The organism is Methylobacterium sp. Leaf99 (assembly GCF_001422375.1).
In the GTDB taxonomy this organism is placed as follows: Bacteria; Pseudomonadota; Alphaproteobacteria; order Rhizobiales; family Beijerinckiaceae; genus Methylobacterium.
Genome location: NZ_LMMU01000001.1, coordinates 1,104,628 through 1,130,181, shown reverse-complemented (window position 1 = coordinate 1,130,181; position 25,554 = coordinate 1,104,628). Strand labels below are relative to the sequence as shown.

Genomic DNA, 25,554 nt, shown 5'->3' with positions numbered 1-25,554 from the left:
ACGGACGGATCTTCGATCGAAGGAACCATGAATAAAAAAGGGACGCCGAGCCTTGAGCTCGACGTCCCTTTGTCGATCCCCCGGCAATCCGCCCGGGGACCTTGGTCAGAAAAATTCAGCGGGCGCCGGGCAGGCGCTGGGCCATCTGGTAATGATGCTCGAGAACCGGCAGGGCCTGCTGGACGTGGGCGCGCAGGGCCGGGTTCGGACCGTTGGAGGCGTAGGACTGGTACATGCCGATGGCCATCTCGTGCGACTTCACCTGCATCGAGCCGTAGAGACGGTCGAAGCGCTGGCCGGACGGGGTCTGCGACAGCTCGGCGAGCATTGCCTGCTGCTGCGGGTTCGGCTGGACCAGGGTGGTGCCGGCGGTGGTGTCGACATCGCCCATCATCGAACCGGTGGCGGCGCCGCGGCGCGCGCCCGAACCGAGACCCTCGAGACCGCCCACGGGGCCGCCGCTCAGGGTTCCGCCGACGACGCCGGTGGCCGCACCCGTGGCCGCACCGACCGCGCCGCCCGCGATGGCGAGGGGGGCGGTGACGAGGCCGCCGATGCCGTCGTTGCGGGCCATCACGTTGCCCTCGCCACCGGCCAGGGCGACGTTGGCGGCGCGGTGGTCGCGCAGGGCCTCCTTGGCGAAGCGGACGACCTGCGGGTTGCGGCTCTTCGACAGGGCGATCTGGCTCGACTGGACCTCGAAGGCATTGGACTGCATCGCGGCGAGGCGGAAGTCGCCCATGTCCTGCGCAAAGGCCGGGGTCGCGAGGGCCGTGATCACGGCGGTCATGGCAATGGTCTTGTTCATCTTCATCATCCTCAATATGGCTGCGGCGACATCAAAGAACGGACCCAGGGACAATCCTGCCCGCACGGGTCCGTGACTTTCGCCTTCGGCCGGACAACGGGGGAAGAACTGTTCTGTTCCAACCTGTTTTCGCGGGACAAGGCTCGGCTGTTGTCCATCCCGGACGGAAAATCCCGCCCGCGGCGGGGCCCGGCCGGGGGGCGCGCGTCGTGAAGCTCCGGGCGATCCAGGGCCTGCGCGCCGTCGCGGCCGGGCTCGTGGTCATCCATCACGGGCAGTTCGAGGCGGCGGCCCTGGCCCGGCACGCCGGGCTCGCCTTCGCGCCGAGCCCGTGGCTGCCGTGGTCGGCGGGCGTCGACGTGTTCTTCGTCATCTCGGGCTTCATCATCGTCCACGCATCGGCGCCCCTCTACGGCCGACCGGGCGGGCGGGCGCGCTTCCTCGCCCACCGGGTCGCCCGGCTGGTGCCGCTCTACTGGCTGGTGACGGGCCTCTACCTCGCCCTGGCGCTCGCCGTGCCGAGCCTGCTCAACGGCGGGGAATCCCTGGCGCCGGGCTACGTCGCCGCCTCGTTCCTGTTCTGGCCGGCCCTGCGCCCGGACGGGATTCCCCAGCCCCTCTACGGCCTCGGCTGGACCCTGAACTGCGAGATGTTCTTCTACGCCCTCTTCGCCCTCGGCCTCGGCTGGGGGCGGGGACGGGCGGTGGCGTGGCTCGCCGCGGCCCTCGCGGGCCTCGTCGCCCTGGGTCTGACGGTGCCGGACCTGCCGACGCCCCTGGCGTTCTGGAGCAGCCCCATCGTCCTCGAATTCGCCCTCGGCGCCGGGCTGGCCCTCGCCCGCGCGCACGGCCTGCGCCTCGCGACCGTGGCCCGCTGGGCGCTGGCCGGTGCCGGGTTCGCCGGCCTCGCCGCGGCCGGCGAAACCGACGCCGTGATGCGGCCCCTGGCCTATGGCGGGCCGGCCCTCCTCCTCGTGGCCGCCGCCGCCCTCGGGCGGGAACGCGGGCCCTCGGCCGCAGGGCGGGGCAGGGCGGGCGCGGCCGTCGTCGCCCTCGGGGACGCGTCCTACGCCCTCTACCTCATCCACCCCTTCGTCCTGCGGGGGACCCGCGAGGCGCTGGGCCGCCTCGGTCTCGCGGGTCCCGTCGGCCCGTGGCCGGCGCTCGGCCTCATGCTGGTCCTGTCGGTGGCCGCCGCCCTGGTGGTCGCCCGCTTCGTCGAGGCGCCGCTGACGCGGGCGGTCCGGCGCCGGCTCGATCCGGGCGTTCCGCCGAAGACCGCTTGAGTCCAAAAACCGTGTGACTCCGCGCCGGCCGGAGTTTGCCGGCGGCGAAAACCGCACTAGCCTCCGGCGATTCGCGCCATGGAAGGCAGCCCGCCATGAAGACGCTCCTGGTTCCCGTCGCCCTCCACGACAGCCTGCCCTCGGTGTTCGAGACGGCGATCCTCGCCGCCCGCCGCTTCGGCAGTCTCGTCGAGGGCGTGTCCCTGCGCCCGGCGCTCGCCGAATACGTCCCCGTCGACATGGTCGGCGGCATGACCTGGCTGCGCGACGAGGAGGCCGACAAGGCCGAGGCCGAGGCCGCCGGCGGGCGCTTCGTCGCCTTCATGCGGCAGGCCGGCGTGCCGCTCGCCGAGGACGGACCCTGCACCCCGGCCAGCGTCGCGGCGGCCGGCCCGCGCTACCGCTGGCGCCCCGACGTACCGGCGGGCGACGCCTTTCTCGGCCAGTATGCCCGCCTGTTCACCGCCACGGTGGTGGGGCGGCCCGGCGCCGAGGACGGGTCGCCGCGCATGACCACCTTCGAGACGGCCCTGTTCGAGGGCGGCCGGCCGATCCTGCTCGCGCCCCCCATCGCCCCCGCGACCCTCGGCGACGCGATCCTCATCGCCTGGAACGGCTCCACCGAGACCGCCCGCGCCGTGGCCTTCGCCATGCCGTTCCTGCGCCAGGCCCAGCGCATCCGCGTCATCAGCGTCGAGGGCGGCACCGTGCCGGGGCCGAGCGCCGAGGAACTCGCCCGCGCGCTGGCCTGCGAGGGCATCGCCGCCGATCACCGCGCCCATTCGGCCGGGCGGCGCACCCCCGGCGAGGTGTTCCTCGCCGAGGCCGAATCGTTCGGCTGCGATCTGCTCATCAAGGGCGCCTACACCCAGAGCCGCCTGCGCCAGATGATCTTCGGCGGCCCGACGAGCCACCTCCTGGCCCATGCGAACATCCCGATGCTGATGGCCCATTGAGGCCGTCGGCCACCACGCGGAACCGGGCACCACGCGGAACCGGACGCCAAGCGTAACCGTATCGCGCACAATTGACTTGCGCGCGACTTGGATGCCGGGCAGGGTCCGGCCGGATCGGCTCATCGCCGATGGAAGGACCCCCATGATCAGAGCCGCCCGCCTCGCCACGCTCCTCGCCACCGCCGGTCTCGGCCTCGCCACGGCGCTTCCGGCCAGCGCCGAGGCGCCCGTAGTGCGCATCCGCGGCACCATCGCGTCCGTGGAGGGCCAGACCGTCTCCATCAAGCCGCGCGTGGGCGAGGCCGTCACCGTCCGCCTCGGCGACGCCGTCCGGGTCGCCGGCGCGAGTGCGGCCAAGATCGCCGACATCCAGCCCGACAGCTACGTCGGCACCGCGGCGACGCCCCAGCCCGACGGCAGCCTGAAGGCCCTCGAGGTCGCGGTGTTCGCCCCCAGCATGCGCGGCACCGGCGACGGCCACTATCCGTGGGACCTCGAGAAGGAAAACACCATGACCAACGGCGCCGTCGGCGCCGTGACGGGCACGACCAACCGCACCATCACGGTGACGTATGCCGGCGGCCAGAAGGTCATCACCGTGCCGGACGACGTGCCCGTGGTGGCCCTCGCCCCCGGGGATGCCAGCCTGATCAAGCCGGGCGCCCGCGTCGTCGCCTTCACCCGCGCCGACGCCTCCGGCACGGCGGTCGTCGACCGCATGGTGGTCGGCCAGAACGGCACCGTTCCGCCCATGTGAGCCCGCCCATGTGAAGGTTGGGCCCGGGGCGCGCGCGCCGACGGGCGCGTCCGGTCCCGCAGAATCCAGTCCCACGAGAATCGAAACCCGAACGGAGAGACACGCCATGATGAAGAGCCTGCTGACCGGCCTCGCCCTGACCCTGACGGTGGCCGCCACCACCGCCCGCGCCGACGACATCGTCCGCTACCGCGGCACCCTCGAGAAGGTCGACGGGTCGACCCTCACCATCAAGCCGCGCACGGGCGACTCCATCACCGTCCAGTTCTCGAACGACACCAAGATCCTCGCCGCCACCACGGGCCAGCTCGCCGACATCAAGTCGGAGAGCTACATCGGCACCGCCGCGATCCCGCAGCCCGACGGCACCCAGAAGGCCCTCCAGGTGACGGTGTTCTCGTCCTCCCTGCGCGGCACCGCCGACGGCCACTACCCGTGGGACCTCGGCACCAACTCCACCATGACCAACGGCGCCGTCGGCACCCTCTCGGGTACGGACGGCCGCACCCTGCTGGTCAAGTACCAGGGCGGCGAGAAGAAGGTCGTGGTGCCGGACGACGTGCCCGTGACCCTGGTCGATCCGGGCGAGAAGAGCATCCTGGTGCCGGGCTCCAAGCTCGTCGCCTTCACCAAGAAGGGCGCCGACGGCGCGCTCACCGCCCCGATCCTCATCATCGGCCGCAACGGCACCGTGCCGTCCATGTGAAGCCGTCTCGCCTAGCCTTCCCGGAAGATCCTCGATCTCTCCGGCAAAGCGCAGGTCCCCTCCCCTGGAAGGCAGGGCGATCGCAGATGACCGCCGGTGTCATTCCGGGGCGCCGCAGGCGAACCCGGACCCGGAGGGCCGCGCCGGAGGCGTGCAATCCAGAGCCGCCGACAGCGCAAAACTTTGCAAAACCGGTGTATCTGGTTCCCGGGTTCCTCTGCGCGGCCCCGGGATGACGAAGCGTTGCGGGCGTTCTCAAGGTCCTAAACGCCATCTGCGATCGCCCTGCCCACAGAGGGGGAGGGGCACGTCGCGCTCCGCTTGACCGAGCGCCGCTCCCCCAAAAGGCCCAGCCCCCGATGACCATCGTCCCCGAACGCCCCGCCCGCCTCGTGGTGATCCACCCCCTCGTGGTGCGCCTCACCCACTGGATCAACGCGGTGGCGGTGTTCTGCATGCTGTTCAGCGGCTGGGCCATCTACAACGCGTCGCCGCTCTTCCCCTTCACCTTCCCCAAATGGGCGACGCTCGGCGGCTGGCTCGGCGGGGCCATCGCCTGGCACTTCGCCGCCATGTGGCTGTTCGCGGTCAACGGCCTCGTCTACCTCGCCTACGGCGTGGCGAGCCGGCACGTCACCCGGACGTTCTTCCCCTTGAGCGTCGGTGCCGTGTGGCGCGACGCCAAGGCGGCGCTCGCCTTCCGCCTCGCCCACCGGCTCGGCCAGTACAACGCCGTGCAGCGCCTCGCCTACGTGGTGGCGTTCGCCCTCGGCGCGCTCCTCCTCGCCTCGGGCCTCGCCCTGTGGAAGCCGGTGCAGCTCCAGGGCCTCGCCGCCCTGTTCGGCGGCTACGAGTGGGCTCGCCGGGTGCATTTCGGCGCCATGGCGGGCCTCGTCGGCTTCATCGTCCTGCACCTCGCCCTGGTGCTGGTGGTGCCCAGCACCCTCAAGGCGATGATCACCGGCCGCGCCCGCGTGACCTCCTCGGAGACGCAAGCATGACCCGCGATCCGCAAGAGTCCGCCCGCCTCAGGGCCCTGCGCGCCGACCTCCAGCCCGAACTGGTCAAGCTCGAGCGCCGGGCGCTCCTGCGTTCCGGCCTGTCGCTGGGCGCCCTGACCCTGCTCACGGGCTGCGACCTCTCCACCGGCGCCAACGGCAATGCCGCCGACCGGGCGCTGTGGGCCATGTCGAAGTTCAACGACCGGGTCCAGGGCTGGCTGTTCGACCCCAACACCCTCGCGCCGACCTACCCCGCCTCGATGATCGACACGCCGTTCCGGTTCAACGCCTACTATCCGCCCGACAACATCCCCGAGGTCGAGGGCGCCGACTGGAAGCTCGAGGTCACCGGCCTCGTCGCCGACAGGACCCCCTGGACCCTGGAAAAGCTCCGCGCCCTGCCGCAGGAGAGCCAGATCACCCGCCACGTCTGCATCGAGGGCTGGAGCCAGATCGGCCAGTGGAGCGGCGTGCCCCTGAAGACGTTCCTCGAACGGGTCGGCGCCGACCTGACCGCGAAGTACGTCGGCTTCAAATGCGCCGACCGCTATTACGGCAGCCTCGACATGCCGAGCGCCCTCCATCCCCAGACCGTCCTGGCCCTCGACTTCGCCGGCAAGGAACTCGCCCCCGAATACGGCTACCCCCTGCGGGTGCGGGTGCCGACCAAGCTCGGCTTCAAGAGCCCGAAATACATCGGCAGCGTCTTCGTCACCAACGACTATCCGGGCGGGTACTGGGAGGACCAGGGCTACAACTGGTTCAGCGGCATCTGATGTTTCAAGATGGACGACGGTTTCGCGCCGCCTCGGCCGTTTGACGCGTCCGGGCCGGTTTGCTCTCTTGGCGCATCCCAGCCACTGCCAAGGATGCGTCCGTGCCCCGTCTGTTGCCTCTGATCCTCGCCGCGGCGATCGTTGCCCCGAGCCTCGCCCGCGCCGACGCGTTCACCATCGAAGGGGTCGGGATCAGCCGCGATGTCGACTGTCACGGTAAGGATGTCGGAGTCTACGGCGCGCAGAACGAGATCGCGCTCACCGGCCGGTGTGGCCTCATCACCGTGCACGGCTCGAACCACAAGGTCAGCTTCGAAGCGGGGGCCGGGCTGTCCGTCTCCGGGATCGACAATACGGTGACGGGGGGCACGGTCCAGGACGTGACCGTCAGCGTGACGCAGAACACCGTCACGGCGACGCTGGGCGGCGGCGGCACGTCCGGCAGGCTCGATACGTCCGGCGCCGGCAACCGCGTCTCCCTCGTCCTTGCGGGTCCGACACGCCTGGCGGTGAACGGCGCAGACCATGTCGTGGAATGGACCCGCGGCGAAGGCGTCCCGAACCCCGAGGTCACGGCATCGGGGGTGAAGAACATCATCAAGCGGAAACCGTAGGGCTGCTCCGGCGACCGCCGTGACGGCGGAGGGCGGCCCGTCGACACGCTCGCATCCCCGCCCGTTCCGCCCTACATCGCTCCCCCATGAGCACCGACTCCGACTTCACCCTCGACCCGCGCCTCGACGCCGACACCGTCCATGTCGGCGACCTCGCCCTGTGCCGCGTGCTGCTCATGGACGACGCCCGGTTCCCGTGGCTGATCCTGGTGCCGCGCCGCCCCGACGCCAGCGAGATCACCGACCTGACGCCCGAGGACGCGAAGGGCCTCATGGACGAGATGCGCCTCGCCACCGGGGTGATGCTGGCCCTGGCGAAACCCGACAAGGTCAACGTCGCGGCGTTGGGCAACGTCGTGCCCCAGCTCCACGTCCACGTCATCGGGCGCTTCCTGTCCGATCCGGCCTGGCCGCGCCCGGTCTGGGGGGTGGGGGAGGCCAAGCCCTATCCGGCCCACGCCCGCGCCCAGATGATCGAGCGCATCGGCGCCCTGTTCGCGGCGGCCTGACCATGAGCGATTTTCGCGATGGCCTCGGCTACGTCCACAACCGCCTCGTGCGCCACTCGGCCGAGAGCCTCGCGGCGGTGCCGCCCCTCACCGCGCCCGGCGCCCGCCGCGTGGTCATCGCCGGCGACCGCATCGTCCTGGCGGACGGCTCGGCCCTGCTCGCCCCCGACCGCATCGGGGCCGAGCCCGGCCCGACGCTGTTCCTCGGCCGCCTCGACGGCGACCCGGTCTTCGCCACCGCCGTGGCGCCGGAGCGGGCCGAGACCTACGATGCCGACCCGGCTTTCCGGACCGACGATCTGCGCAGCCTCGCCGCCGAGGGCAGGGTCGCGCCCCACGAGCTCGGGCTCCTGGCGACGGCGAAATCCCTGCTGTCCTGGCACGCCCGCAACCGCTTCTGCGCCCAGTGCGGCGCCGCGACCGAACCCGGCGCCGGCGGCTACCGGCGCGATTGCGGGTCCTGCGACACCCACCACTTCCCGCGCACGGACCCCGTGGTGATCATGCTGATCACGAAGGGCGAACGCTGCCTGCTCGGCCGCTCGCCCCGGTTCAAGGAGGCGATGTATTCCTGCCTCGCCGGCTTCCTCGAGCCCGGCGAGACCATCGAGGACGCCGTGCGGCGCGAGACCTTCGAGGAGGTCGGGATTCGCGTCGGCGCGGTGACGTACCGTGCGTCGCAGCCGTGGCCGTTCCCCGCCTCCCTGATGATCGGCTGCGTCGCCGAGGCCCTCGACGACGCGATCACCCTCGACCCCGTCGAGCTCACCGACGCGCGCTGGCTCAGCCGGGACGACATCCGGGCGATGATGGCCGGTACCCACCCGGACGGCCTCACGGTGCCGCCGCCCATGGCCATCGCCCACGCGCTCATGCGCGCCTTCGTCGATGGCGCAGCCTGACGGCGAACCCATCTCCCCCTGACGGCGAACCCATCTCCCCCTGACGGCGAACCCATTTCCCCCTGACGGGTTGTGCCTGCTCAGGGTCGCCGCCCGGCGGCCGAGGTTTGGGACACGAGCATGGACATTCCAGTCGACACCGTCACCGAGATCATCCTGCGCCTGCGCGCCGTCGAGGTGAAGGAAGGGCCGACGGACCCGGATTCCGGTTCCAACGCCATCGACGACGGCGCCACCGACGTGCTCACCTCCGGCACCGACGACGCCACCGAGGAAGAGGTCCGGGCGATGATCGGGGCCCTCAACGACGACGAGCGCGCCGACCTCCTGGCCCTGATCTATGTCGGGCGCGGCGACATGGAGGCGGAGGAATGGACCGACGCCGTCCGCTTCGCCCGCGAGCGCGAATCCGTCGGCGAGGGCGCCGCCCGCGAGCTGCTCGGCACGCCCAACGCCGCCGACCTGCTCTCCGAGGGCATGGCCAACCTCGGCATCACCCCGGATCTGCCCCAGGCCTGACGGAGGCCCGATCGCACATCCACATGGTGTCCATCACGATGGGAGCGGGAGCCTCGGCGTCAGGCACGACGGCCCCCCTGGACGGCGGGGCGATTGCAGATGAACCGCGACGGGCCCCCTCTCCTGTTTGGGAGAGGGTTGGGGTGAGGGTCGTGGACTCTCCGGAGGGTTCGCACACCTCACCCTGTCCCTCTCCTTCCAGGAGAGGGGACCCGCGATACCTGCGGGATCGCCGTTGGATCGCAGACCGATACGCCCGTCATCGCCTTCGCATTCAGCGCCCCGCCGGTCTCCGGCGGGGCGTTTTTCGTCGGACGCTGGGCATTCCGCCGGCCGCGCTTCTTTCGCCGGCGGTGCAACTATCCACACCGTTAACCCTTTATTAACCCGGCGATTGCCGCGTCCGGGCCGCCGTGAGACCTTTCATTAACGGAAGATTAACGGGAACGGGCCGGCCATGCGGATCGCGATTTCGAAGTGCCTGGAAGCGGTTACGGGTCGTGCCCTCGCCCGCGCGGCGCTCTTCGCGGCCGTGCTGGCGGCCCCCGTCGCGGCCCCGGCCCAGACCTTCGCCTCCCTGCCCGCCACCCCGAGCGTCCTCGTCAGCGGCCCCGCCGCCCGCCCCATCGCCGCCTGGGTCACCTTCTGCGAGACCTACGCGGCCGAGTGCGCCGTCGACCGCACCGAGCCCGCCACCATCGCCCTCGACGCCGGTACCTGGAACACCATCGTCTCCATCAACCGCCGGGTGAACAAGTCCCTGCGCGCGGTGACCGACATGGACCACCTCCACGTCGCCGACCGCTGGGACCTCGCCGAGGACGGCTCGGGCGATTGCGAGGATTTTCAGCTCCTGAAGCGCAAGCTCCTGGCCGAAGCCGGCCTGCCGCGCCGGGCCATGCGGATGACCGTGGTCATCGACGAGAAGGGCGAGGGCCACGCGGTCCTGACCCTGATCACCGACCGCGGCGACTTCATCCTCGACAACAAGACCAGCGCCGTCCAGTCCTGGCGCCAGACCGGCTACACCTTCATCAAGCGCGAGAGCCAGGACACCCAGGCCTGGGTCTCCCTCGGCCGCGCCACCTCGCCGGTCACCACCGCCAACCGCTGAGCCCCTACTGCGGGCTCGCGAGCTTCATGGTCACGAGGCCCGACACGATGAGCGCCGCCGCGACGATGCGGGCCGGGCTGGCGTCCTCGCCGAGGACCACGATGCCGACGACGAAGGCGCCGACGGCACCGATCCCGGTCCAGATGGTGTAGGCGGTGCCGAGCGGCAGGGTGCGCATGGCGAGCGCCAGGAGCCCGACGCTGCCCACCATGGTCACCACCATGATCGCCGTCGGCCAGGGCCGCGAGAACCCGTCCGACTGCTTCATGGCGAAGGACCACACGACCTCGAGGAGGCCGGCGGCGACGAGGACGATCCAGGCCATGGCACTCCGCTTCCTTCCCCGCCACCGGGAGGCGCGGGGGGGCGCGGCCGGGCCGTCCCCGACCCCGTGATCGGGGGGACGTGGCCGCGCGGCGGCCTCCTTGGCGCGTCGACGCGCCGTTGGCAACCCGCGCCCCGGCCCCGTTCCGCCCGAACCGACCGGGGATCATCCCGAAACGGCACATCCCGGCGAGGGCCGCCGTCACGATCGATTCAGCATCGTTTGCGAGATTGGCGGTCCTTCGGAGACCGATTTCCATGACGATCCGGTCCGGCGCCGCGCCCGTGCTCCTCCTCGCGGTTTCGCTCGGTCTTTTGGGCGTGTCCCCGGCCCGGGCCGGCACCGTCGCCGACCGGCACGCCGCCTGGCGGGGCTGCCTCCACCGCGCCTTCACCCTGCAGGCCGCGCTCACGGCGCGCCCCCGCGCGGCCGAGGCGTCCCTGCACGCCTGCCAGGACCGCGAGGCAGCCTACCTCAGCGCCCTCTCGGCCTCGCCCCTCGTCGATGGCGACGACGTCGCCCGCGTCCGCCCGGCCCTGCTCCAGCGGGCCAGGGGCTGGCTGCTCACCGGCGGAACCCGGCCCCTGTGAGCAAAGTCTGACGCCGAAACCCCACGCTCTCGGGACAGCGCCGTGGGCGGGACGGCGGCGTCACGCCACGGCGGTGTTCGGGCGTGCCGCGCCCCGCTCGCGGATCAGGGTGGCGAGGTCCTGGGGCGCCATGGCCTTGCCGTAGAGGTAGCCCTGGCCCTCGTGGCAGCCCATGGCCCGGAGGATCGCCTCCTGGTCGGGGCCCTCGATGCCCTCGGCGATGACCTCCAGGCCGAAGCTCTGGGCCATGCCGAGGATGGCGCGGATGATCTCGGCGTCGTGCCGGTCGGTGAGCACGTCGCGCACGAAGCTGCGGTCGATCTTGAGGCGGGTGAGGGGGAAGCGCTTGAGGGAGGACAGGGAGGCGTAGCCCGTGCCGAAATCGTCGAACGCCACCGCGACCCCGTGGGCGTGCAGGGCCCGGATCGGCTCCAGCACCGCGTCGTCGGCCCGCAGGGCGATGCGCTCGGTCACTTCGAGTTCGAGGGTGGACGGCGGCAGCCGGTAGGTCGCGAGCGAGCGTTTCACGTCCTCCGCCAGGGTGCCGGCGAGGAGCTGGGCGGCGAAGAGGTTGATGGCGACCCGGAGCGGCGGGAGGCCCGCCGCCCGCCACTGGGCCGCCTGGCGGCAGGCTTCGTCGATGATCCAGCGGCCGATGCCGGTGGCCATGGGATGGGCCTCGAGGGCGGACAGGAACACGGCCGGCAGCAGCAGGCCACGCCGGGGATGCTGCCAGCGCAGCAGCGCCTCGGCGCCCACGACCCGGCCCGTATCGAACGCCACCTGGGGCTGGTAGTGCAGCACGAGCTCGCCCGCCGCCAGGGCGTGGCTCAGCTCGTCGTGCAGGGTCCGGCGGGCGATCACGGCCGCCCGCATGGCCGGTTCGAACAGGCGGAAGCACCGCCGTCCGTCGCGCTTGGCCTGGTAGAGCGCCAGGTCCGCATCGGCGATGAGCGCCTCCGGGTCGGTCTCGGGCCCGTGCCCGATGGCGACGCCGAGGCTGAGGCCGACATGGAAGGTGTGCCCGGAGATCTGGAACGTCGCCTGGAACACGTCGAGGATGCGGGTGGCGGTGACGGCCGCCACCCGGGGATCGCCGCAGGGGCCGAGCAGGATCGCGAACTCGTCGCCGCCCATCCGCGCCACGGTGACGTCCGCCCCGACGCAGAGGGGCAGGCGCACGGCCACGGATTGCAGCAGGGCGTCGCCGGTGGCGTGGCCGAGGCTGTCGTTGACCTCCTTGAAGCCGTCGAGGTCGAGCAGCATCACCGTGGCGGAGTGGCCCTGCGCCAGGACGGTCGCGAGGCGTTCGGCGAACCGGGCGCGGTTGGCGAGGCCGGTGAGGCCGTCGTGGTGGGCCATGCGCAGGAGCTGGTCGTCGCGGGCGCGCCATTCGCTGATGTCGCGCATCATCGCGCCGATCCCGACCCGCCCGTCCTCGGTCCAGGTCGACAGGCAGAACTCGATGGGGAGGGTCGTGCCGTCGCGGCGCTGCGCCGTGAGCTCGATGGTCCGCCCGACGAGGCGGGACGGCGCACGGGCCACGAAGCCGGCGAATCGCTCGCCGTGCATCTTCCGGAACGACGGCGGGATGATGATTTCGACGTCCTGCCCGACCATCGTCCCCGGCGCGTAGTCGAACAGGATCTCGGTGGCGCGGTTGACGAAGGTGATGGTGCCGGTGGTGTCCGCCGCCAGGAAGGCGTAGGCCGCCGCCCCGGCCAGACCCCGGGTGATGCCGTCCGTCGCCGCCCGGTCCTCGCTGGCGAGGTGGTCGACGACGAGGCCGGCGAAGGCGTCCAGCCGGCCCGCCAGCACGGGGTCGAGGGGCGCGACGATAGGGGACTGTTGGGGTCGGGACTTCCGGGCCCGCGCCCCGACGCAGAGGTCGCCGAGGCGTCGCCCCCCGGCATCGACCAGGGCGGCGGTGGCGCAGGACCGCATCGCCGCCGCGCCGGCCGTGCCGTCCTCGAACCCGAAGGCGCCCCGGATCGTCCGCGTCCGTCCCGTGCCGAGGGCGATCCAGGCCCTCGGCATCCCGAGGCATCCGGCGGCGAGGGCCGTGATCCGCGCGAGGCCGGCCTCGGACGCCGCCTCCCGCGAAACGGGGTCGACATCGGGCCTCCGCGCGTCCGATGGGGTGTTCAGGAGCATGATTCCGAAACCGGTCGCTGACGTTCAGCCGCGAGGATTGCGCACAATACTTATAAGTTTGTTTCTTTCCTCAAAGGAGAGCCGCGACCTCTGCCGGACAAACCCGCCCGTTGCCCGGCCGAGCGGATTGTTCGAAAGCGTACCCCAAGACGTCGCTCAGCAGAGACCCTAGTTTCCGTAGCAGGGAGTCGGACGACGCACGCATCGCCGAAGAGCAGGCCTAAAATTCAGCCGAAGGATTTGCGGGGATCGAAAGCATCGCGCACGGCTTCGCCGGCGAAGACCAGGAGGCTCAGCATCACGGCGACGACGAGGAAGCCGGTCAGCCCGAGCCAGGGCGCCTGGATGTTGTCCTTGCCCTGGGCCAGCAGTTCGCCGAGGGACGCGGAACCCGGCGGCAGGCCGAAGCCGAGGAAGTCGAGGGACGTCAGCGTGCCGATGGAGCCGTTGAGGATGAACGGCAGGAACGTCAGGGTCGCCACCATGGCGTTGGGCAGGAGGTGCCGGCTCATGATGCGGATGTTCGACAGGCCGAGGGCCCGGGCGGCGCGGACGTACTCGAAGTTGCGCGCCCGCATGAACTCGGCCCGCACGACGCCCACCAGCGACACCCACGAGAACAGCAGCAGGATGCCGAGGAGCACGAAGAAGCCCGGCTCGATGAAGGCCGAGATGATGATGATGAGGTAGAGGGTCGGAATGCCGCTCCACACCTCGATGAAGCGCTGCAGGGCGAGGTCGACCCAGCCGCCGAAATAGCCCTGCACGGCGCCCGCGACGACACCGATCACCGACGAGATCACCGCGAGGATCAGCCCGAACAGCACCGAGATGCGGAAGCCGTAGATGATCCGCGCCAGCACGTCGCGGGTGGTGTTGTCGGTGCCGAGCCAGTGCCTTTCGAGATCGCGGCAGGGCTTGCCCACGGACCGGCACTGCTCCTCCGTCAGCATCCAGGTCGGCGGAGACGGGGAGGGGGTCGGCAGCCCGTCGATGATGGTATCGTAGGCATAGGGGATCGGCGGCCAGATCGCCCAGCCGTTGTCGGCGATCTCCCGGCGGGTCTCCGCCGAGCGGTAGTTCGGCCGGGCGTAGAACCCGCCGAACTTCTCGTCCGGATAGTCGATGAGGACGGGAAACAGGATCTCGCCCTTGTAGGACACCACCAGCGGCCGGTCGTTGGCGATGAATTCGGCGAACAGGCTCGTGCCGAACAGGGCGGCGAAGATGAGGAACGACCAGTAACCGAGGCGATTCCGGCGGAAGTTGGCGAGGCGCCGCCGCGACAGGGGCGAGAGCCAGCCCGTGCGGGGAGGCGCGGCGGGCGGTGCGACGGGGGACACGACCTGATTCATAGGTGGCTCCGCCCGGCCTGCTCGGATGTCCTACGGAGGCCGTCGAGCCGCTTCGGATCGCGACGCACCTCGCGTTCTCGAGGGACTGCCGGCATTTCGCAATCGCCCGGAGCCTGTTTTCGAAAGCCGTGATGTGTCGGGGTTGAACACGACGGGCTCCCTCTCCTGGAAGGCACGGCGATCGCGGATGAGTTTCTCGGAGTTCGAACAGGAGGCAAAGCGCTTCGGACCGTCGCGACCGGCCCCCTCTTCTTCCAGGCAGGGCGATCGCAGATGACCTCCGGTGTCATTCCGGGGCGCCGCAGGCGAACCCGGAATCCAGAGCCGCCGACAGCGCAAAACCTTGCAAAACCGGTGTTTCTGGGTCCCGGGTTCCGCTGCGCGGCCCCGGGATGACACAGCGTTGCGGGAGGTCCCAACGCCCCAAACGCCATCTGCGATTGCCCTGTCTGGGAGGAGAGGGGACCCGTGCATCCTGCGAGATGGGTCAGGCACGCCCGCTCGAACCGATGAGTCGGAACCAGTCTCAGCCGTCGATGCGCACGGCGGTGCCCTCGATCTCGTTGGGGCGCAGGCCGCCGGTCTTCTCGAGGTGGCGGCGCAGCAGGGCGACGTTGCGGCGGTTGGCCTTGAACGCCGCATCGAACAGGTCGCCGGCGATGGGCACGATGCCGAGGGCCCCGTCGAACACCACGTTCGCCATCATCCGGGCGACGAGCCAGCGCGGCGCCCCGAGGCGGCGCGCCTCGTTGACCACGTAGGAGGCGATGAGCATGCCGGCGACATCCCCGACGATCGGCACCAGGCCGACCACGGCGTCGAGGCCGACCCGCCGGTTGATGCCGGGAATCAGGAAGGCCGAGTCCATGAGGTGCGCCAGCGCCTCCAGGCGCAGGAGCGTCGCCTCGCGGTCGTCGGCCTTGGGCCGGAACGGCGTCGCCACACCGGCGTCTCGGGTGGCGTCCAGGACGGGGCTTCGGGGGATGCGCGGTGTGCTCATGGCATGGGATGTGGCCCCGGCCGCGTCCGCCCGCAATGCCGGCGCGCATCACGCGGCCCTCCACCCGGTTCCCCCGGCGGCGTCGCCGAGGCGGTCGAGGGCGGCGTCCAGGGTGGCGTCGGATTTGGCGAAGCACAGGCGCACGACGTGGCGCACGGGGTCCGCGTCGTAGAACGCGCTCACGGGGATCGCGGCGACGCCGTGCCGGCGCACGAGGGTGTCGCAGAACGCCACGTCGTCGGTGAAGCCCAAGGGGGCGATGTCGATGTTGAGGAAATAGGTCCCGGCCGATTGCAGCAAGGTGAAGCCGCGCTCGGCGAGGCCCGCGCTCAGGCGGTCGCGGGAGCGGGCGAAGCGGGCCCGCATCTCAGAGAAATAGGCGTCGGACTTGCCCAGCCCGTAGGCCACGGCTTCCTGCAGGCAGGGCGCCGTGGTGAAGGTGAGGAACTGGTGGGCGCCGGCGATGGCGCGCAGAAGCGGCGGGGCCGCCATGACGAAGCCGACCTTCCAGCCCGTAAGCCCGAAGATCTTGCCCGCCGAGCCGATCTTCACCGTCCGGTTCCGCATGCCGGGCAGGGCCATGAGCGGCACGTGCGCCGCCCCGTCGAACACGATGTGCTCCCACACCTCGTCGCAGACGGCCGTGACGTCGTGGCGGGTGCAGAACCGCGCCAGCAGCGCGAGGTCTTCGCCGGACAGCACCGTGGCGCTGGGGTTGAGGGGGTTGTTCAGCACCACGAGCTTCGTGCGGTCGGAGAACACCCGGGCCAGGGCCTCCTCCTCCAGCCCGAAATGCGGAGGCCGGAGGTTGACGATGCGGGGCACGCCGCCGGCCTGGCGCACCAGGGGCAGGTAGGCGTCGTACAGGGGGGCGAACAGCACGACCTCGTCGCCGGGCGCGATGAGCGACAGCAGGGCGGAGGCCAGGGCCTCGGTGGCGCCCGAGGTCACCATCACCTCCGTCTGCGGGTCGAGGTCGAGGGCCTGATGGTGCCGGTAATGCGCCGCGATGGCGCCGCGCAGGGCCGGCAGCCCCAGCATCGGCGGATACTGGTTGTCGCCGTCGAGTACCGCTTCGGCCGCCCTGCGGCGGACGTCCTCGGGGCCGGGATCGTCGGGAAAGCCCTGGCCGAGGTTGATCGCCCCGAGGTCGCGGGCGAGGCCCGACATGACGGTGAAGATGGTCGTCGGCAGGGTCGCGAAGACGGGATTCATGACGTCCGGGGACACGACGGGGATCGGGCGCGGGGGCGCGGAGGGCCGGATGCCTAGCACGATGGCGGGCGCGCGAGAAATGTGCGGCCGCGCACCTGCGAAGACCCTGGCCGGACCCTTTCGACTGACGATTGTTGACATTCATCAGCCGTGATTTACGTTCGGATCACGGCCGGAGCGGCGATGGCTCCCCTGGAACTTCGCCCCCTCGTTTCGGGTGGGTGGTCTCCGCTCCGGTCCGAAGTCTTTCCAAAGACGTGTCTTCCCGATCAAAATGTCTCTTCTACCCGAGAAGGCCGTCGTCCCCAGCGACGGTCTTTTTCGCGTGAAGCGGCCCGGGGCCTGTGGCAGGAACGGGGTGCCATGCGTGTCCGCACCTGCTTCTTCCTCGCCCTCGCCACGGCGTTCCTGGGCCTGGGCCTGCGCCACCTCGTCCCCGTGACGCCCGTGGACGCGGAGTACCGCGCCGTGGTCCGCGCCTACGATCCCGCGACGCGGCCCTGACGGTTTCTCGAGGGGACAGCAACACGGGGACAGCAACACGGGGGAAACGCGGGTGCCGTACTGGCGTCGTATTGGCTCGCCAGAAGGGGCCCCATGCCGCGCTGCCAAAGGTTTCGGACCGTCCGCGTCGCCCGTCCGGGTGCGACGTTGCCCCGAACTGTCGGGCGCCGCGGCGTGGGCCTATCTTCCTCACCTGACTTCGATGGGACGCGCCGGTCCGCGAGGGCGCCCCGCCCGATGATGCTGTGACGCCATGAACGAGAATTCCCCCATCCGCACCGAGACCGCGCGGGACTACACGGCCCCGGGCGAGACCCGGTCCGCGCCGACGCGCCGCGGCCGCGGCTGGCTGTGGCTCGTCCTCGTGCTCCTGCTCGCGGGCGGCGGATATTACGGCTACCGCCACTCCGTCGCGAAGAAGTCCGAGGGCGCGACGGAGGCGGCCGGGCCCCGCGGCAAGGGCGGTCGCGGCGGTGCCGGGCGCCACGGCGAGCCGGCCCAGGCGGTGGGCATCGCCACCATCGCGGCCGGCGACGTGCCCATCGTGCTGGCCGGCCTCGGCACGGTGACGCCGCTCGCCAACGTCACCGTGCGCTCGCAGATCAGCGGCTACCTCATGGAGATCGGGTTCCGCGAAGGCCAGATGGTCAAGAAGGGCGATTTCCTCGCCCAGATCGACTCGCGGATCTACGAGGCCCAGCTCGCCCAGTACCAGGGCCAGCTCATGCGCGATCAGGCCCTGCTGCAGAACTCGAAGCTCGATCTGGCCCGGTTCCAGCGCCTCGCCCAGCAGGATTCCATCTCGAAGCAGAACGTCGACACGCAGGGCGCCCTGGTCAAGCAGAACGAGGGCACCGTGGCGGCCGATCAGGCCCTGGTCGATCAGCAGAAGCTCAACATCACCTACACCCGCATCGTCTCGCCGGTGGAGGGCCGCGTCGGCCTGCGCCAGGTCGATCAGGGCAACTACATCACCGCCGCCTCGACCAGCCTCGTGGTGGTGACGCAGCTGCACCCGATCTCCGTGGTGTTCACCCTGCCGGAGGACGACGTCGCCAAGGTGATGCGCCGCCTGCGCGCGGGCGCCAAGCTCGCGGTCTCGGCCTACGACCGGGGCGACGCCAACGTCCTCGCCACCGGCACCCTCGATACCGTGGACAACCAGATCGACACCACCACCGGCACGGTGAAGCTGCGCGCCCTGTTCGACAACGCCGACGACGCCCTGTTCCCGAACCAGTTCGTCAACGCCAAGCTCACCGTGGACACGGTGCGCCAAGCCCCCATCGTCCCCACGGCCGCGATCCTGCGCGGCACGCCGGGCACCTACGTCTACCTCCTGCAGGGCGACGACAAGGTCGTGGTCCGCCCCATCACCCTGGGCGAGGCCGACGGCGCCCGCACGGCGGTCACGGCCGGGCTGAGCGTCGGCGACCGCGTCGTGGTCGACGGCACCGACCGTCTGCGCGAGGGGGCGAGCGTCCGCATCACCGACGACGGCACCCGCCCGCCCGGCGCCGCCGGGCCGAAGCCGGAGGACGCCAAGGCGGAGGCGGCGAAGGCCGACGCCGTCGCCCCTGAGGCCCAGAAGCCTGAGCGCCGCCGCCAGCGCCCGGCCGCGCAATGATCACCTTCGTCGCTTCTTCGCCGGTGGTTGGGTGGAGGTCCGCTTCTTTAGAAGGTGCAAGTCTCGGTGAGACTCGTGGACGCGGCGTTGGTGCGCGTCCCCTCTCCCCGCTCGCGGGGAGAGGGCCGCGACGACCTTGTCGTCGGCGCGGCGAGGCGGCAGCCGATGGTGAGGGGGTGGCACCGGAGGAGTCACTTTCGGAGAGTCCCCCTCACCGTCGCTGCGGCTTCGCCTCCGCTCACCGCGGACACGACAGGGTGTCCGCGGTCCTCTCCCCGCCCGCGGGGAGAGGGGGCGCGCACCTCCGCCTGATCCATCGAGGACCCGGCGAGGTTGCCATGCGCGACGCTCGTCATGCCCTCCGGCGCGGCCTCACCCCATGAACCCGTCCCGCCTCTTCATCCTGCGGCCCGTCGCCACCACGCTGTTCATGCTGGCGATCCTGATGGTCGGGATGGTGTCGTACCTGAACCTGCCGGTCTCGGCCCTGCCGTCGGTGGATTACCCGACGATCCAGATCCAGACGTTCTATCCGGGCGCCAGCCCCGAGGTGATGACCTCGGCGGTGACGGCACCCCTGGAGCGCCAGTTCGGCCAGCTCGCCAACCTCAACCAGATGACGTCGCAGAGTTCCGCCGGGGCCTCCGTCGTCACCCTGCAGTTCAGCCTCGACCTGCCCCTCGACATCGCCGAGCAGCAGGTCCAGGCGGCCATCAACGCCGCCGGCAACCTCCTGCCCGCCGACCTGCCGGCCCCGCCCATCTACGCCAAGGTCAACCCCGCCGACGCGCCGATCCTGACCCTGGCGCTCACCTCGAAGACCATGCCGCTCACCGAGGTGCGCGACCTCGCCGAGACGCGCCTCGCGCAAAAAATCTCGCAGGTGGCGGGCGTCGGCCTCGTCAGCACCGGCGGCGGCCAGCGGCCGGCGATCCGGGTGCGGTTCAATGCCCGCGCGCTCGCGGCCTACGGCCTCAACATCGACGATTTGCGCACCACCATCACCAACCTCAACGTCAACACGCCCAAGGGCACCATCGACGGGCCGACCCAGTCCTACGCCATCAACGCCAACGACCAGATCCGCGACCCGAAGGCCTACGACGCCGCCATCATCGCCTACAAGAACGGCGCCCCGGTGCGGCTCTCGGACGTGGCCGACGTGGTCGCCGGCCCGGAGAACACCAAGCTCGGCGCCTGGGCCGACGAGACCCCGGCGGTCATCCTCAACATCCAGCGCCAGCCCGGCGCCAACGTCATCGCCACCGTCGACAAGATCAAGGCGCTGCTGCCCCAGCTCCAGGCGACCCTGCCGGCCGCCATTTCCGTGGGCCTGCTCACCGACCGCACGGTGACCATCCGCGCCTCCGTCCACGACGTGCAGGTGGAACTGGCGCTGGCCATCGGCCTCGTGGTGCTGGTGATCTTCCTGTTTCTGCGCAGCGTCTCCGCCACCCTGATCCCGAGCCTGTCGGTGCCGCTCTCCCTCATCGGGGCGCTCGCCATCATGGACCTCTACGGCTTCTCCCTCGACAACCTCTCGCTCATGGCACTCACCATCGCCACGGGCTTCGTGGTGGACGACGCCATCGTGGTCATCGAGAACATCGCCCGCCACGTCGAGGAAGGCGATCCGCCCCTGGAGGCCGCCCTCAAGGGCAGCCGCGAGATCGGCTTCACCATCATCTCGCTCACCGTCTCGCTCATCGCCGTGCTGATCCCGCTCCTGTTCATGGGCGACGTCGTCGGGCGCCTGTTCCACGAATTCGCCATCACGCTGGCGGCCACCATCGTGATCTCGGCGGTGGTGTCGCTGACCCTGGTGCCGATGCTGTGCGCGCGCCTGCTGAAGCACAAGCCGGCCACGGAAACCCAGCGCCGCGAGGGTTTCATCGCCCGCGCCGCCCGCCGCTCCATGGACGGCATCATCTCAGGGTATGGCCGGATGCTCCGGGTGGTCCTGCGCCACCAGGGCCTGACCCTCGTGGTGACGCTCGCGACCGTGGCGCTCACCGCCTACCTGTTCGTGGTGATCCCCAAGGGGTTCTTCCCCGTGCAGGACACCGGCGTCGTCCAGGGCATCACCCAGGCCGACCAGACCGTGTCCTACGCCGCCATGGCCGAGCGCCAGCAGAAGCTCGCCGGCCTCATCCTGCAGGACCCGGACGTGGCGAGCCTGTCGTCGTTCATCGGCGTCGACGGCCAGAACGTGACCCTGAATTCCGGCCGGTTCCTCATCAACCTCAAGCCCCACGACGCCCGGACGGCAACGGCGGGCCGGATCATCGAACGGATCAAGGCCGCGACCACGGGGGTCGCCGGCATCCGCCTCTACCTGCAATCGGTCCAGGACCTCACCATCGACACGGCGGTGAGCGCGACGCAGTATCAGGTGATCCTCGAGAACCCGAATCTGGCGGAGTTCGAGACCTGGGTGCCGCGCTTCGTGCGCCAGCTCCAGACCTCGCCCCTGCTCATGGATGTCGCGAGCGACCTCCAGGCCAGCGGGCTGTCGGCCTACATCACCATCGACCGGGCGACGGCGGGGCGCTACGGCATCACCCCGGCCACCGTCGACAACGCCCTCTACGACGCCTTCGGCCAGCGCATCATCTCGACGATCTTCACCCAGTCGAACCAGTACCGGGTGATCCTCGAGGCTGATCCGGCGCTCCACACCACCATCGAGAGCCTCGACCACATCTACCTGCCGTCCTCCACGGTGGCGTCCGGTCAGGTGCCGCTCTCGGCCGTGGCCCGGGTGAGCGAGCGGCGGGCGCCCCTGCTCATCTCCCATCTCGGCCAGTTCCCGGCCACCACCGTGTCGTTCAACCTCGCCCCCGGCGCGGCTTTGGGCGACGCCGTGGCGGCGGTGGAGGCGGCGGGCAAGGCCATCGACCTGCCGCCGAGTTTTCGCGTGGTGCCGCAGGGCTCGGTGTTCGCGTTCCAGTCGGCCCTGTCGAACCAGCTGTTCCTGGTGATCGCCGCCATCGTCACCGTCTACATCGTGCTCGGCGTCCTCTACGAGAGCTTCATCCACCCGATCACGATCCTCTCCACCCTGCCGTCCGCCGGCATCGGCGCCCTGCTCGGCTTGATGCTGTTCGGCCTGTCGCTGGACATCATCGCCGTCATCGGCATCGTGCTGCTCATCGGCATCGTGAAGAAGAACGCCATCATGATGATCGACTTCGCGCTCCAGGCCGAGCGCGAGGACGGCATGAGCCCCCGCGACGCCATCTACGAGGCCTGCCTCCTGCGCTTCCGGCCGATCCTGATGACGACCCTGGCGGCCCTGTTCGCCGCGGTGCCCCTCATCGTCGGCACCGGCGTCGGCGCCGAACTGCGCCAGCCCCTCGGCATCGTCATCGCGGGCGGGCTCATCGTCTCCCAGGTGCTGACCCTGTTCACCACGCCGGTGATCTATCTGGCGTTCGACCGCCTCGAGCGGCGGATCACGGGGCGGCGCGCGGGCGTGGCTGGCAGCGTCGAGGCGCTGCCTTGAACGTCTCCGCCCCGTTCATCCGCCGGCCCGTCGCCACGATCCTGCTCACCCTGGGCGTGCTGCTCGCCGGGATCTTCGCGTTCCTGAAGCTGCCGGTGGCGCCCCTGCCGCAGGTGGATTTTCCCGTCATCCTCGTCCAGGCGTCGATGCCCGGCGCCTCGCCCGAGACCATGGCGACCACCGTCGCGGCGCCCCTCGAACGGCGGCTCGGCGCCATCGCCGACGTCAACGAGATGACGTCGACGAGTTCCGTCGGCTCGGTCAGGATCATCCTACTGTTCGGCCTCAACCGGAACATCGACGGGGCCGCCCGCGACGTCCAGGCGGCCATCAACGCGGCCCGCGCCGACCTGCCGACGGCGCTGCGGCAGAACCCGACCTACCGCAAGTTCAACCCGGCCGATTCGCCGATCCTGATCCTGGCGCTGACCTCCGACACCCTGACACCGGGCCAACTCTACGATTCCGCCGCCACGGTGGTGCAGCAGAAGATGTCCCAGCTGCCCGGGGTCGGGAACGTCGACATCGGCGGCTCGTCGCTCCCGGCCGTGCGGGTCGAGCTCGATCCCACCGCCCTGTTCAACTACGGCATCGGCCTGGAGGGCATCCGCGCGGCCCTGGCGTCGGCCAACGCGAACTCGCCCAAGGGCGCCATCGAGACCGCCACCAGCCGCTACCAGCTCTACGCCAACGACCAGGGCCGGGTGGCGGCCGATTATCGCGACATCGTCGTGGCCTATCGCAACGGCGCCGCCGTGCGCCTGACCGATGTCGGCAAGGTCGTGGATTCCGTGGAGGACAAGCGCAACCTCGGCCTCGTCAACGGCAAGCCCGGCGTGATCCTGTTCATCTACAAACAGCCCGCCTCCAACGTCGTCGACACCATCGACGGTCTCAAGCGGGCGATCCCCCAGGTCAAGGCGGCCCTGCCGGGCGACATCGACCTCATGGTCACGGGCGACCGCAGCGCCACCATCCGGGCGTCGCTCGCCGAAACCCAGGAGACCCTGCTCATCGCCGTGGTGCTGGTGATCTTCGTGGTCTTCGTCTTCCTGCGCTCGGGCCGCGCCACCCTGATCCCGGCGGTGGCCGTGCCGATCTCCATCGTCGGCACCTTCTCGGCGATGTACCTCCTCGATTACAGCCTCAACATCCTGTCCCTCATGGCGCTGATCATCGCCACGGGCTTCGTCGTCGACGACGCCATCGTGGTCCTGGAGAACATCCAGCGCCACATCGAGCGGGGCCGCTCGCGGGTCGAGGCGGCCCTGCTCGGCGCCCGCGAGGTCGGCTTCACCGTCATCTCCATGAGCCTGTCCCTGGTGGCGGTGTTCCTGCCGATCCTGCTCATGGGCGGCATCGTCGGCCGCCTGTTCCAGGAATTCGCCGTCACCCTGTCCCTGGCGATCCTCATCTCCCTGGTGCTGTCGCTCACCACCACGCCGATGATGTGCGCCCTGCTGCTGAAGCCCGAGGCGCACGACCCGGCGCGCCGGCCGAATTTTTTCCTGCGCGGTCTCGAGTCCGGCTTCGACGCCATGCTCGCCGCCTACGAGCGCACCCTGCGCGTGGCCCTGCGCCACCGCCGCCTCGTGGTGCTCAGCCTCGTCGCCACGGTGGGTCTCAACGTCTATCTCTATATCATCGTGCCGAAGGGCTTCTTTCCCGAGCAGGACACGGGGCAGATGATGGGCGGCATCCAGGCCGACCAGCGCATCTCGTTCCAGGCGATGAAGCAGAAGCTCGAACAGGCCACCGCCATCGTGCAGGCCGATCCGGCGGTGGACAGCGTCGTCGGCTTCACCGGCGGCCGCGGCACCAACTCGGCCAACGTCTTCGTCGGCCTCAAGCCCAAGGCCCAGCGCGATCCCATCGAGCAGGTGATGGTGCGCCTGCGCCCCAAGCTCGCCCAGGTGGCGGGCGCGCGGCTCTACCTGTTCCCGCGCCAGGACCTGCGCATGGGCGGACGCCAGAGCTTCGCCACCTACCAGTACACCCTCCAGGGCGACACCTCGGAGGAGCTCTACGCCGCGGCCCCGAAGCTGCTCCAGGCCCTGCAAAAGAACCCGCTCTTCGCCGACGTCACCTCGGACCAGCAGGAGGGCGGGCTGGAGACCCGCCTCGTCATCGACCGGGCCACGGCCTTCCGCTACGGCCTGACCCCGGACAAGATCGACAACACCCTCTACGACGCCTTCGGCCAGCGCCAGGTCTCGACCATCTACAACCCGCTGAACCAGTACCACGTCGTCATGGAGATCGCCCCGCGCTACCTCCAGAGCCCCGACACCCTGAAGACCCTCTACGTCTCCACCGCGGGCGGCAAGGCGCGGGGCTCGGCCACCACCAACGCCGTGGCCGGCACCGTGGCGACGGGCGGCACCGTCAACACCAACCCGGCCGGCAACGCCGGCACGGGCGGCAACGCCGCCGCGACCGACCCCGCCGCCGCCCTCGCGGGCGATTCCGCCCGCAACGCCGCCGCCAACGCCATCGCGGGCGGCAAGGGCGGGGCCTCGTCGAGCGCGCCGGTGTCCTCCGCCAAGGAGACCATGATCCCGCTCTCGGCCTTCGCCCATCTGGAGACCGGCAACGCCCCCGTGCAGGTGAGCCACCAGGGCCTGTTCGTCGCCACCACGATCTCGTTCAACCTGGCGCCGGGGAAAAGCCTGTCGGACGCCACGGCCGCCATCGAGCAGGCCATGACCGACCTGCGCCTGCCCGCAACCATCCACGGCGAGTTCGCCGGGTCCGCCAAGAGTTTTCAGGAATCGTCGTCGCGCCAGCCCCTGCTGATCCTGGCGGCCCTGGTGGCCGTCTACACCATCCTCGGCATCCTCTACGAGAGCTTCATCCACCCGCTGACGATCCTCTCGACCCTGCCGTCGGCGGGCATCGGCGCGCTCCTGGCGCTCCTGGTCTCGGGGACCGAATTCACGGTCATCGCCCTCATCGCGGTGTTCCTGCTCATCGGCATCGTCAAGAAGAACGCCATCATGATGATCGACTTCGCCCTCGACGCCGAGCGCACCCGCGGCCTGCACCCCCGGGACGCGATCTTCGAAGCCTGCCTCTTGCGCTTCCGGCCGATCATGATGACAACGCTCGCCGCGATGCTCGGCGCGCTCCCCCTCATCCTCGCGGGCGGGGAGGGCTCGGAGCTGCGCCGCCCCCTCGGCATCGCCATCGTCGGCGGCCTCATCGTGAGCCAGATCCTGACCCTCTACACCACCCCCGTCGTCTACCTCTACCTCGACCGCCTGCGCCGGCGCGGGCCCGCCCTCGGCGCGGTCCCCGGCGCGGTTCCCGGCCCGGCCGAATGAGCGTGGGT

Annotated in this window: 22 protein-coding genes; 16 read left to right on the top strand and 6 right to left on the bottom strand. The window is 70.5% G+C overall.

Annotated elements, in window-relative coordinates:
* Nucleotides 1–115: 115 nt before the first annotated feature.
* Nucleotides 116–808 carry a DUF4142 domain-containing protein gene (locus tag ASF28_RS05090; RefSeq protein ID WP_056091234.1) on the bottom strand — a complete coding sequence of 231 codons (693 nt, stop codon included), beginning with the start codon at nt 806–808 and terminating at the stop codon, nt 116–118.
* A gap of 209 nt (nt 809–1,017) precedes the next feature.
* On the opposite strand from ASF28_RS05090, the gene ASF28_RS05085 reads away from it, so the two are divergent.
* The 11 genes from ASF28_RS05085 (at nt 1,018) to ASF28_RS05035 (ending at nt 9,948) form a co-directional block, all read left to right on the top strand.
* Nucleotides 1,018–2,094 (top strand): acyltransferase family protein, encoded by a 1,077-nt coding sequence (locus ASF28_RS05085; RefSeq protein ID WP_443189708.1) that lies wholly within the window; start codon nt 1,018–1,020, stop codon nt 2,092–2,094.
* A gap of 95 nt (nt 2,095–2,189) precedes the next feature.
* Nucleotides 2,190–3,050 carry a universal stress protein gene (locus ASF28_RS05080; protein WP_056088472.1) on the top strand — a complete coding sequence of 287 codons (861 nt, stop codon included), beginning with the start codon at nt 2,190–2,192 and terminating at the stop codon, nt 3,048–3,050.
* A gap of 142 nt (nt 3,051–3,192) precedes the next feature.
* Nucleotides 3,193–3,807 carry a hypothetical protein gene (locus ASF28_RS05075; protein WP_056088470.1) on the top strand — a complete coding sequence of 205 codons (615 nt, stop codon included), beginning with the start codon at nt 3,193–3,195 and terminating at the stop codon, nt 3,805–3,807.
* 106 nt (nt 3,808–3,913) lie between these two features.
* The gene (locus ASF28_RS05070) at nt 3,914–4,513 is read left to right on the top strand and encodes a hypothetical protein (RefSeq protein ID WP_056088467.1); all 600 of its coding nucleotides are present in this window, start codon (nt 3,914–3,916) and stop codon (nt 4,511–4,513) included.
* 359 nt (nt 4,514–4,872) lie between these two features.
* Nucleotides 4,873–5,514 carry a cytochrome b/b6 domain-containing protein gene (locus ASF28_RS05065; RefSeq protein ID WP_056088464.1) on the top strand — a complete coding sequence of 214 codons (642 nt, stop codon included), beginning with the start codon at nt 4,873–4,875 and terminating at the stop codon, nt 5,512–5,514.
* The gene (locus tag ASF28_RS05060; RefSeq protein ID WP_056088461.1) at nt 5,511–6,290 is read left to right on the top strand and encodes a molybdopterin-dependent oxidoreductase; all 780 of its coding nucleotides are present in this window, start codon (nt 5,511–5,513) and stop codon (nt 6,288–6,290) included. The genes ASF28_RS05065 and ASF28_RS05060 overlap by 4 nt, the downstream gene beginning before the upstream one ends.
* Nucleotides 6,291–6,391: 101 nt before the next feature.
* The gene (locus ASF28_RS05055) at nt 6,392–6,904 is read left to right on the top strand and encodes a DUF3060 domain-containing protein (protein WP_056088458.1); all 513 of its coding nucleotides are present in this window, start codon (nt 6,392–6,394) and stop codon (nt 6,902–6,904) included.
* Between the two features lie 86 nt (nt 6,905–6,990).
* Nucleotides 6,991–7,413, top strand: a complete 423-nt coding sequence (locus tag ASF28_RS05050; RefSeq protein WP_056088455.1) for an HIT domain-containing protein — start codon at nt 6,991–6,993, stop codon at nt 7,411–7,413.
* 2 nt (nt 7,414–7,415) lie between these two features.
* Nucleotides 7,416–8,315, top strand: coding sequence for an NAD(+) diphosphatase (nudC, locus tag ASF28_RS05045; RefSeq protein ID WP_056088452.1), 900 nt, complete (start codon nt 7,416–7,418; stop codon nt 8,313–8,315).
* A 120-nt stretch (nt 8,316–8,435) separates the two neighbouring features.
* Nucleotides 8,436–8,834: a DUF3775 domain-containing protein gene (locus ASF28_RS05040; protein WP_056088449.1), complete on the top strand. Its 399-nt coding sequence runs from the start codon at nt 8,436–8,438 to the stop codon at nt 8,832–8,834.
* Nucleotides 8,835–9,291: 457 nt separating this feature from the next.
* Nucleotides 9,292–9,948 (top strand): transglutaminase-like cysteine peptidase, encoded by a 657-nt coding sequence (locus ASF28_RS05035; protein ID WP_056088446.1) that lies wholly within the window; start codon nt 9,292–9,294, stop codon nt 9,946–9,948.
* A 4-nt stretch (nt 9,949–9,952) separates the two neighbouring features.
* Here ASF28_RS05035 and ASF28_RS05030 read toward each other — a convergent pair whose 3' ends face one another.
* A complete protein-coding gene (locus tag ASF28_RS05030) occupies nt 9,953–10,273 on the bottom strand; it encodes a DMT family transporter (protein WP_056088444.1) in 321 nt (106 codons plus the stop codon).
* A gap of 257 nt (nt 10,274–10,530) precedes the next feature.
* Between ASF28_RS05030 and ASF28_RS05025 the strand changes: the two genes are divergently transcribed.
* The gene (locus ASF28_RS05025; RefSeq protein WP_056088442.1) at nt 10,531–10,863 is read left to right on the top strand and encodes a hypothetical protein; all 333 of its coding nucleotides are present in this window, start codon (nt 10,531–10,533) and stop codon (nt 10,861–10,863) included.
* Between the two features lie 60 nt (nt 10,864–10,923).
* On the opposite strand, the gene ASF28_RS05020 is transcribed toward ASF28_RS05025, so the two are convergent.
* The 4 genes from ASF28_RS05020 to ASF28_RS05005 all read right to left on the bottom strand — a co-directional run bounded on the left by ASF28_RS05020 (nt 10,924) and on the right by ASF28_RS05005 (nt 16,587).
* On the bottom strand, nt 10,924–13,017 hold the full coding sequence (locus tag ASF28_RS05020; protein WP_082476006.1) for a putative bifunctional diguanylate cyclase/phosphodiesterase: 2,094 nt from the start codon (nt 13,015–13,017) through the stop codon (nt 10,924–10,926).
* Nucleotides 13,018–13,244: 227 nt separating this feature from the next.
* On the bottom strand, nt 13,245–14,372 hold the full coding sequence (locus ASF28_RS05015; protein WP_056088439.1) for an ABC transporter permease: 1,128 nt from the start codon (nt 14,370–14,372) through the stop codon (nt 13,245–13,247).
* A gap of 526 nt (nt 14,373–14,898) precedes the next feature.
* Nucleotides 14,899–15,372 carry a DUF4112 domain-containing protein gene (locus ASF28_RS05010; protein ID WP_082476005.1) on the bottom strand — a complete coding sequence of 158 codons (474 nt, stop codon included), beginning with the start codon at nt 15,370–15,372 and terminating at the stop codon, nt 14,899–14,901.
* Nucleotides 15,373–15,420: 48 nt separating this feature from the next.
* Nucleotides 15,421–16,587, bottom strand: coding sequence for an aminotransferase (locus ASF28_RS05005; protein ID WP_056088436.1), 1,167 nt, complete (start codon nt 16,585–16,587; stop codon nt 15,421–15,423).
* 363 nt (nt 16,588–16,950) lie between these two features.
* On the opposite strand from ASF28_RS05005, the gene ASF28_RS22935 reads away from it, so the two are divergent.
* From ASF28_RS22935 to ASF28_RS04990, 4 genes are all read left to right on the top strand, one after another.
* Nucleotides 16,951–17,091, top strand: a complete 141-nt coding sequence (locus tag ASF28_RS22935) for a hypothetical protein (RefSeq protein ID WP_200912644.1) — start codon at nt 16,951–16,953, stop codon at nt 17,089–17,091.
* Nucleotides 17,092–17,344: 253 nt separating this feature from the next.
* Nucleotides 17,345–18,718: an MdtA/MuxA family multidrug efflux RND transporter periplasmic adaptor subunit gene (locus tag ASF28_RS05000; protein WP_056088433.1), complete on the top strand. Its 1,374-nt coding sequence runs from the start codon at nt 17,345–17,347 to the stop codon at nt 18,716–18,718.
* Nucleotides 18,719–19,097: 379 nt separating this feature from the next.
* Nucleotides 19,098–22,223, top strand: a complete 3,126-nt coding sequence (locus ASF28_RS04995; RefSeq protein WP_056088430.1) for an MdtB/MuxB family multidrug efflux RND transporter permease subunit — start codon at nt 19,098–19,100, stop codon at nt 22,221–22,223.
* Nucleotides 22,220–25,546 carry an efflux RND transporter permease subunit gene (locus tag ASF28_RS04990; protein ID WP_056088427.1) on the top strand — a complete coding sequence of 1,109 codons (3,327 nt, stop codon included), beginning with the start codon at nt 22,220–22,222 and terminating at the stop codon, nt 25,544–25,546. Before ASF28_RS04995 ends, ASF28_RS04990 begins: the two co-directional genes overlap by 4 nt.
* Nucleotides 25,547–25,554: the final 8 nt, after the last annotated feature.